Source organism: Deltaproteobacteria bacterium (assembly GCA_016875395.1).
Classification (GTDB): Bacteria; Myxococcota_A; UBA9160; order UBA9160; family UBA6930; genus VGRF01.
In genome coordinates this window covers 1-8,558 of record VGRF01000056.1, presented here as the reverse complement: position 1 = coordinate 8,558, position 8,558 = coordinate 1, and the positions used below count along the sequence as shown (strand labels likewise).

Annotated in this window: 9 protein-coding genes; 1 reads left to right on the top strand and 8 read right to left on the bottom strand. The window is 71.4% G+C overall.

Translation table 11 applies throughout. The features are described 5' to 3' along the window. On the top strand, positions 1–612 hold a 612-nt coding region (locus FJ091_21725), incomplete at its 5' end, for a hypothetical protein (GenBank protein ID MBM4385974.1). 20 nt (positions 613–632) lie between these two features. Here the strand turns inward: FJ091_21725 and FJ091_21720 are convergent. The 8 genes from FJ091_21720 to FJ091_21685 all read right to left on the bottom strand — a co-directional run. Further along, positions 633–2,948, bottom strand: coding sequence for an MMPL family transporter (locus tag FJ091_21720; protein MBM4385973.1), 2,316 nt, complete (start codon positions 2,946–2,948; stop codon positions 633–635). Continuing rightward, positions 2,936–4,015 carry an NAD(P)/FAD-dependent oxidoreductase gene (locus FJ091_21715; protein ID MBM4385972.1) on the bottom strand — a complete coding sequence of 360 codons (1,080 nt, stop codon included), beginning with the start codon at positions 4,013–4,015 and terminating at the stop codon, positions 2,936–2,938. The genes FJ091_21720 and FJ091_21715 overlap by 13 nt, the downstream gene beginning before the upstream one ends. Beyond that, a complete protein-coding gene (locus tag FJ091_21710) occupies positions 4,002–5,804 on the bottom strand; it encodes a fatty acyl-AMP ligase (protein ID MBM4385971.1) in 1,803 nt (600 codons plus the stop codon). Before FJ091_21710 ends, FJ091_21715 begins: the two co-directional genes overlap by 14 nt. Next, positions 5,734–5,976 carry a hypothetical protein gene (locus FJ091_21705; protein MBM4385970.1) on the bottom strand — a complete coding sequence of 81 codons (243 nt, stop codon included), beginning with the start codon at positions 5,974–5,976 and terminating at the stop codon, positions 5,734–5,736. Before FJ091_21705 ends, FJ091_21710 begins: the two co-directional genes overlap by 71 nt. After that, positions 5,973–6,548 (bottom strand): hypothetical protein, encoded by a 576-nt coding sequence (locus tag FJ091_21700; GenBank protein ID MBM4385969.1) that lies wholly within the window; start codon positions 6,546–6,548, stop codon positions 5,973–5,975. The genes FJ091_21705 and FJ091_21700 overlap by 4 nt, the downstream gene beginning before the upstream one ends. Next, positions 6,545–7,588, bottom strand: coding sequence for a type III polyketide synthase (locus tag FJ091_21695; protein ID MBM4385968.1), 1,044 nt, complete (start codon positions 7,586–7,588; stop codon positions 6,545–6,547). The genes FJ091_21700 and FJ091_21695 overlap by 4 nt, the downstream gene beginning before the upstream one ends. A 179-nt stretch (positions 7,589–7,767) precedes the next feature. Continuing rightward, the gene (locus tag FJ091_21690) at positions 7,768–8,235 is read right to left on the bottom strand and encodes a YceI family protein (protein ID MBM4385967.1); all 468 of its coding nucleotides are present in this window, start codon (positions 8,233–8,235) and stop codon (positions 7,768–7,770) included. 201 nt (positions 8,236–8,436) lie between these two features. Then, a partial coding sequence (locus tag FJ091_21685; protein ID MBM4385966.1) for an IS5/IS1182 family transposase occupies positions 8,437–8,558 on the bottom strand: 122 nt, incomplete at its 5' end.

Sequence of the window (8,558 nt, the reverse complement as noted above, 5' to 3'; positions counted from 1 at the left end):
GGCGTCGGCGCGCTCGGCACCACGCTGCTCACCGAGCTCGGGCCGATGGAAGCGCTGCTGAAGGAGCACCGACAAGGACTCACGGAGATGGAGGAGCCCGCCGGCCACTTCGTGAATCGCGAGGCCGGCGTCTTCACGTTCGTGCACGCGGCGGAGAGCACGAAGCGGGCGATCGCGAGCGGCGCCGCGCTCGGCGCGATCTGGTACGTGGCCGCGGCGCCGCGCGTCTTCCACGCGACACCCGAGATCTGGTACTCGCAGATTCGCGGGAACTTCCTGCCGAACGATCCCGCGGCGCAGCGCTCGCTCGCGCTCGGCGGCGGCGTCACGACCGAGATTCCGCTCGAGAGAGATCACCCCGTCGTGCAGGTGTTACGGCGCTTCGCGGCGGGCGAGACGATCTCGAACGAAGAGGCGTACGAGGTGCTCCTGCCCGTGCCGTCCGTGATCATCGGCGACGTCGCGACGTGCAAGCGCAAGATGGAGGCGTACCGCGACATCGGCGCCACGCGGCTGCTGTGCATGTTCCAGTACGCCGACATCGCGCACGAGCAAGTGCTCGCGGGCATGAGCACGGTCGCGAAGCACCTCATTCCCGCGTTCGCGGACTGAACCGCCTCGAGTGCTTCGGCTCAGCCGTTCGCGAGAGCGGCGGAACGCGCGGGCGCGCGCCGGCGCGATCCGATCGCGGCGGGCAGCAATAACAAGTCCGCGAGCAACGAGGCTCCGATCGCGACGCCGGTGACGAGCCCGAAGCTCGACAGGCTTTGCCACGGCACGAAGAACAGCACGAGGAAGCCCGCCGCGAGGGCTCCGGCGGTGGTGAAGAGCGCGCGGCCCACGCCGCAGAGGGCGGCGTGCATGGCTTCGTCGCGTGCGAAGCCGGCCTCGCGATGACGGCGGTAGCCCGCGAGCAAGTGCAGCGCCTCGTCGACACCGAGTCCGAGCAGCACCGACGCGACCATCGCCGTGCCCATGTCGAGCGGAATGCCCAGAAACCCCATCGCGCCGAGCGTGAGCACAGCCGGCACCGTGGTCGGAATCATCGCGAGGAGCGCGAGCGGGATCGAGCGCAGCGCGATTGCCGAGAGCAGCGCGACGAGCGCCAGCGCGGAGCCGAAGCTCCCGATCTGGGTGTCGCGAATCTCGTCGATCATGCCGCTCACGACGGCGAGCGGGCCGGTCACGACCGCGGTGGCCCCCGGCGGAAGCGCGGCGTTCACCTCGCCGCGCACGCGCGCCACGAGCGCGCGCAGCTCATCCTGCGGAAGCTTCTCACCCTGGAACGAGATGCGGAGCGCGGCGGGCTCTGCGCCTTGCGCCTCGGCCGCGAAAAGCGCCACGAGGTCGGGCTGCTCGGCGCGCATCAGGCGATAGAGCTGGCCGGGCCGCTCGGGAGTCGCGCGAGGGCCCGAGAGCGCGAGGGCATTCTCATGCACGAGAGCGTTCAGCTCGCGCATCGGCGCGAGGATCGAGAGCGGCCGTCCGATCCCGTCGAGCGCCGCGAGCGCCTCTACGCGCAGGGCGGCGCGCAGCGCGCGAGGGTCCGTCACGGACATCTCCGGCGGCAGGAAGATCGCGACTTCGAGTGAGTCGGCGCTGCGGAGCGCGGCCGCCTCGCGCGCCCACCGCACGACGCGGCTGTGCTCTCCGTACACCTGCTCGAAGCTCGCGTCGATCGAGAGCCGGCCGATGCCCGCGACGCCGAGAGCCGTCACGACGAGCGCGCCGCCGGCGATCCACGCGCGGCGATGGCCGACCGCGTCGGCGATGCGGCCGACGAGGCGGCTCCACATCGCGTGCGAGCGCGGCGCCACGATCCAGCGCGCGGGCACGCGCACGAGCAGGATCGGCAGGAGGAGGAACGCGGTCGCGAACGCCGCCATCACCCCGGACGCGGCGATCACGCCGAAGCGCACGAGACTCTCGAGGCCGCTCGTGAAGAACGAGATGAAGCCGGCGGCCGTGGTCAGCGCCGTGAAGAGCGCCGGCGAGGCGACCTCCGCGAGTGCATGCCGCAGAGCTTGCTCGCGGCTCTCGCCTTCGGCTTCGGAGAGTCGCTCGGCGAACGCCGTGACGAGGTGGATGCCATAACAAACGCCGACCGTGAGCATGAGCGGCGGCAAGACTTGGAAGAAGCTCGTGCGCGGCCAGCCGAGCCAACCTTGCAGTCCCACGGCCCAGATCAGCGAGGCGCCCGCGCAGCCGAGCGTGAGCAGCGCCGGCGCGAGCGCGCGGAAGGCGAGCAGCACGATCACGCCCACGAGCAGGACGATCGCCGGCACGAGGCGCTGCACCTGCTGATCGAGCTCGCGGCCCGCGACGACGAATTCCACGGGGCCGCCGGAGAGCGCGAAGCGAAAGCCGCGCGCCTCCCAAGGCGCCAGCGCCGCGCGCGCGCCGTCCACGACCCGCTCGGCGGTGGCGCCCGAGGAGTCCGCGAGCTGCACGATCACCGCGCCGACGCGGCCGTCGCTCGACACGATCTGCCCGACCCAAAGCGGGTCGCGCAGCGCGCGCGGAATCAGCTCGGCCAGATCGCTGACCGGCGTCCCCTCCGGCGAGAGCTGGCGCGCTCGCGGCAAGTCGAAGAGCTCGGGCGCGAGGAGTGGAGCCGTCGCGACGCTCTCGGCGCGCGCGACGCCGCGAATCGCTGCGATCTCGCTGCTGAGCGCGTGCGCCATCGCGAGCGCGTTCGCATCGAACACGCTCGCGCACGGAGCCGGCGGCGCGCAGCGGTAGACGATCGCGAAGGGGACGCCGCCTCCGAAGCGATTCGTTACGGACTCGAGCGCGCGAATCGCCGGGTGCTGCGAGCCGAGGAACGCCGCGTAGCCGCTGTCGGTTCCGACCCGGAGCGCACCCGCGCCGAGCGCCAGCGTGACGAGCAGCCCGCCGAGCACGGTGAGCAGCGGGCGCCGGATGCAGGCGGCGATCAGCTTCTCCACGGCTGCTCCTCGCTCGCCGCGACGCGCAGCAGAATCTCGAACGCGCGCGGCTGCGCGCTCAGCGCACGAAATGCAGCGCGGCGCGCGCGCGGATGCGCGACACCGAAGCCGAGCAGGGCGGCGATGGCGCGGTGCGCCCGCGTCGCGCGAGCCCAGGCGCGTTCGTACTCCGCGAGAGGCGCGCCGCGCGCGATCACATCTGCGAGCGCATTCGCGCACAGCAGCGAGAGCGTGATGCCTTCGCCCGTCACCGCGTCGGTGTAGCCCGCGGCGTCGCCGAGCAGCGCGACGGAGTTTCCGGCGCAGCGCCGCCGAGCGCGTTGCCAGAACGGTCCCGCGCCGCGCACCTCGCTCGCGGGCTCCGCGCCGCGGACGCGCATCGCGAGCGCCGGGAAGCGCGTCAGAAGCTCGTCGTAGCGCGCAGCGGAGCCCGACCAGAGCAGCGCGATGCCGACTTCGTCTCGGGCAACCGGCGTGACGAATGCCTCGACGCCCTCGGACCAGTGCACTTCGACGTACTCGCTCCACGGCGCCAAGCGGAAGTGCCGACGCATGCCGAAGCGCCTGCGCGTCGGCAGTGGCGCCGCGAGCGCGCTGGCTGCGCGCACGCGGCTGCCGAGGCCGTCGGCGCCGATCAGGACGCGCGCCTCGAGCTCACCCTGCGATGTCTGTGCGCGCACGCGCGACGTGTCCGCGGTGAATCGCTCGAGCGCGCAGTCGAAGCGCAGCTCGGCGCCGGCCTTCTCGGCGCACGCGCGAAGGGCGGTGGACAACGCGGTGCGCCTCACGCCGAGGCCCGGGCCGCTCGCGAATCTCCCGGAGGTCTCGCGCGCGCCGTCGATGAAGCGCACGCCGACGAACGGCGCCGCGCGCAGCGCGCCGACCTCGACGCCGAGCGCCGCGAGGGCGCGGACGCCGGCGGGCATGACGCCCTCGCCGCACGCCTTGTCGAGCGGCGCCTCGCGCTTTTCGATCGCGCACACCGTGAGTCCGCGCCGCGCGAGCAGCGTCGCGCACGCGAGTCCCGCGGGCCCGGCGCCGACGACGAGCGCGTCAACTGCGCGCACGCGCGAAGGCTCGCAGCGAGCGCAACATTTCGAGTGCGAGACGCGGCAGCGAGACCCGCGCGGGCGCCGTGAGCTCGCCTGCGCGCTCGAGCCGAAGCGTCTCCGCCCGCCGAATCTTTCCGCTCGACGTGCGCGGCAGCGTGCCCGGCGCGAGCACGATCACGCGCCCTGGGCGCAGGCCGCTGCGCTCGAGCGTGCGGACGCGGATCGCCGTGCCCAGCTCCTCGTCGCTCGCGCCGGCATCGTGGGTCCGCTCGACGAACAGCCAGAGCTCCTCGCCACTTCCATCGTGTGCGAGCACACCGACCGCCGCGCTGCACCCCGGCCTCACGCCAGCGAGGTCGTCGAGCGCGCGCTCGAAGTCCTGCGGCGCGTAGTTCTTGCCGCGCACGATCACGAGATCCTTGGCGCGTCCGTACAAGAAGAGCTCGCCGCGATGGAGAAAGCCGAGGTCCCCGCTGTCCAGCCAGCCGCCCGAGAGGACGCGCGCGCTTTCCTCGGGCAAGCCGTCGTAGCCGCTCATCACGGATGGCCCGCGCACGCGCACGCGCCCGAGCACATCTTCGGCTTGCGGCGCACCGGAGTCGTCGGCGATCTGGAGACCGAAGCCGGCGAGCGGAGGGCCGAGCGAGACGAGCGGTACGCCACTGGGAGAGAGAATCGCCCTCCGCTTCCCAGCGAGCGCCTCGGCGTCGAAGCGCAGCACGCGAAAGCGCTCGCGCAGCGTGCTGAACGTGACCGCGAGGGTCGCCTCGGCGAGGCCGTACACGGGCGTCAGCGCTTCCTCGCGCAAACCGACTGAGCCGAAGCGCTCGACGAAGCGCTCGAGCGCGCGCGGCGTCACGGGCTCTGCGCCGTTCATCGCGACGCGCCACGCCGAGAGATCGATCCCCGCGATCTCGTCATCGCGGATGCGCTCGGCGCACAGCGCATAAGCGAAGTTCGGCGCCGGGCTGATCGTGGCGCGGTGCCGAGAGATCGCGCGGAGCCAGAGCGCGGGCCGCGCGATGAAGTGCTCCGGCGGGATCAACACGAGATCGCGGCCGTGGAAGAGCGAGGTGAACACGCCGCCGACGAGGCCCATGTCGTGGTAGAGCGGCAGCCAGCTCGCGGCGACGTGACGGAAGGAATCGCTCTCGGGATACGCGCCCAGGATGGCAGCGCCGATCGCGTCCACGTTCGCGAGGATCTGGCGGTGGGTGAGCGCAACGGCCTTCGGCGCTTGCGTCGTACCGGACGAGAACTGGATGAAGCCGAGCGCATCCGGATCCCGCGAGCTCGGCGTTGCCGGCGCTCCCGAAATTTCCGAGAGCAGCGCGCAGCCGAGCTCCGGGCGCGCGCGCTCGATCGTGCGGCCCAGCACGCGGCGCGTGCGCGAATCCGTGAGCACGAGCCGAACGCGCGCCGCGGCGAGCATCGCGGACGTGCGTTCGTGGTACTCGTCGAGATGTCCGAGTCGAACGGGCGGATAGAGGGGGACCGGCACTGCGCCCGCGAGCACCGCGCCGAAGAAGCCGTCGAAGAACTCGGGACTCGTGGCGGCGATCACGGCCACGCGATCGCCGCGCACGATGCCGCGCGCCGCGAGTCCGCCCGCAGCGCGCAGCGCGCGCCCGAACAGCTCCGCGTGGGCGATCTTCGTCTCGTTCTCGCGCGCGTCGACGAACGTGATGGTTCCGCTGCCGCGCGCGGCCGCCTCGAAGCGCGTCGCGAGCGTGTCAGACACGGCTGGCGCTCCGCGCGCGATCGATGCACGCGGCGAGCTCACCGAGCGTGTCGACGCCGTCATCTTCGAGCTCGAGCGCGATCGCGAAGTGATTCTCGAGCTCGACGAGCAAGTCGATCTGCTGGATCGAATCGAGCGCGAGGTCGGCCACGATGCGCGTCTGCGAGTCGATCTCGCCCACGCGCGGGAAGCGCTCGCGCACCAGGCGCAGCAGCCCGTCGAGGGTCTCGCTCATCGCGCGCTCCCGAGTGGCACGAGCCGCGGCCGATCGCCGAGCTGCTCGCCTCCGGTGCAGTGCTCCGCGAGCGCGCGCTCTTCGACGCGAATGCGCTCGCGCAGCAGCAGACCATTCAGCGCGCTGAACACGAGTGCGGTGAGCCACGCAGCGTGGATGAGCGGGAGCGCGAGTAGCTCGATCACGACGGCGGTGTAGTTCGGATGGCGCAGCCAGCGATAGGGCCCGCGCGCCACGACGGAGTCGCCGGGCACGACGATCACGCGCACGTTCCAGCGCTCGCCGAGCGCAGCGATTGCCCAGTACCGAAGCGCCCGTGCGCCGAGCGCGAGCGCGAGCATCGGCAGCGCGAGACGCAGATCCAGAGGGCGCTCGAGCAGCCAAGGCTCGAGCACGCAGCTGGCGAGGAACGCGGCGTGCATCGCGCGCATCCAGCCGAAGTGTTCGCGGCCCAGCTCGATTCCGCCGCGCGCGAGGGCGCGCGCTGCGTTGCGGCGCGAGAGCCACAGCTCGAGGCCGCGCTCCGCCGCGACGGCGGCGACGAAGGCGAAATAAGCGGCGTCGAGGGTCACCACTGCAGCAGCACCAGCTCGCTGCAGAAGCCCGGGCCCATCGCGAGCAGGAGGCCGAGCGTTCCGGTCGCGTGCGGCTGCGCGAGTGCATCTCCGAGCAGAAAGAGCGCCGACGCGCTCGACAGGTTCCCCACGCGCGCGAGGTGATCCCACGAAGCGGCGAGGGCGCTACGCGGAAGCGAGAGCGCGCCCTCGACCGCCTCGAGCACTCTCGGGCCGCCGGGGTGGCACACGAACACGCCGACGTTCGCGAGCGCATGGCCGGATTCGGCGAGGAACTTGTCGACGTCGGGCCGCAGGCCCGCGGCCATCTCCGGCACGTCGGCGGACAGCACGACACGGAAGCCGCCGTCGCCGACCTCCCAGCCCATCACGTGCTCGGTGTTCGGATAGAAGACGGAGTGCGTCGCGAGCACGCGCGGTCCGGCCGCGCTGGTCTCCGCGCCGCGCACGATCGCCGCGGCTGCGCCGTCACCGAACAAGCCGCTCGCGATCACGTTCGCGATCGACGCGTCGCCGCGCTGGAGGGTGAGCGAGCAGAGCTCGACCGAGAGCACGAGCGCCGTTTCGCGCGGAAACGCCCGCACGTAGTCCGCTGCGCGCGCGATGCCCGCAGCGCCGCCGACGCAGCCCAAGCCGAAGATGGGCGTGCGCTTCACGTCGCTGCGCAGGCCGAGGCGATTCACGAGCCTCGCGTCGAGCGACGGCGCGGCGATTCCGGTGACCGAGAGCGCGAAGACGTGGTCGACGTCGCGCGGCGTGAGCTGCGCTCGCGAGAGCGCCTCGCGAATCGCGCGCTCGCCGAGCTCGAGCCCGCAGCGGATGAAGGCGTCGTTCGCGGCGCCGAAGCTCGTCAGCGACGCGTACGCCTCGATCGGCAATGCGAGGTGGCGCCCGCCGACGAGCGTGTTCTGCTGAATCTGCTCGAGGCGCCGCGGGTTGTGGAAGCGCCCCGACCAGAGCTTCGCGAGGGCGTCGATCAGTTCGCCCTGGCCATAGAAATTTTGCGGAAGTGCGGTGCCCACGGACGCGATGCGCATCGTCAGCGCTCCTCGCACGGCGGCGTCAGTCGCGGCAGCCAACACGGAACGCGTGCGAAGTAATCACCGTAGCGTCCGGGCTCGCGCGCCAGCGATCGAGGCTGCGAATGCGCGCCGGCGATCGGGACCGGGACGCCGGGAGCGCCATCGTGCGAGGGGCGTTCCATGCGAGAGATCTCTCAGCGCGCCGAGGGAGCGGCAGACCCGGCGGGGAGCGCCTTCAGATCGACGGAGACCGTCACTTTCACGAGGTCGCCCACGCGAATGAATCCCATCGCGACGGGCGCTTCGAGCGCGAAGTCCTTCAGCGAAAGATCGAAGCTGGCCACGATGTGTGCCTCTCGCCCGTCCGTTTCGGAGAAGCGCTCGATCACGGCCGTCGCTTGCCGTTCGCGCCCGTGAATCGTGATGCGGAAGGGCAGCGCCTTTTGCACGCGCAGCGCTGCCGGATCGACGTTCGAGAACGCCGCAACGATCGTGGGGAAGCGCTTCGCGTCGAACATCTCGCGCATGCGCTTGTCGCGCGCGGAGATGCCCGTCTTCATCGCCGTGACCGCGACTTCGGCGCGCGCTCCATAGCGTCCGCTCGCATCCGGGGACTCGATGGTGAGCACGGCACACGGAGCGGTGCCCTCGAAGTCGTGCAACGTCGAGGTTCCCAGGAACTCGATGGAGCAGCTGCCGGAGACCCGAGGAGCTTCCGTCGCCGCGTGCGCCGAGGCGGCGATCAGCAGGGAACAGACCAGCGATGCGCTGGCGACGATCCTCCACGACGACATCAACGCATTTCCTCCGCGAGCAGACATCGCAGGCAGTGAGCAGGTTCCGTGCCTAGCAGAACTTAGAGCCTATCCGAAAACCCCAGCCAGTTTCATCGTGATCCAGGCACAGGCGAGATGGAGCATTGCCTCGTAGTTCTGCTCGCGCTTCTCCCAGCGGACGAGGAGCCGGCGGAATCGGTTCATCCACG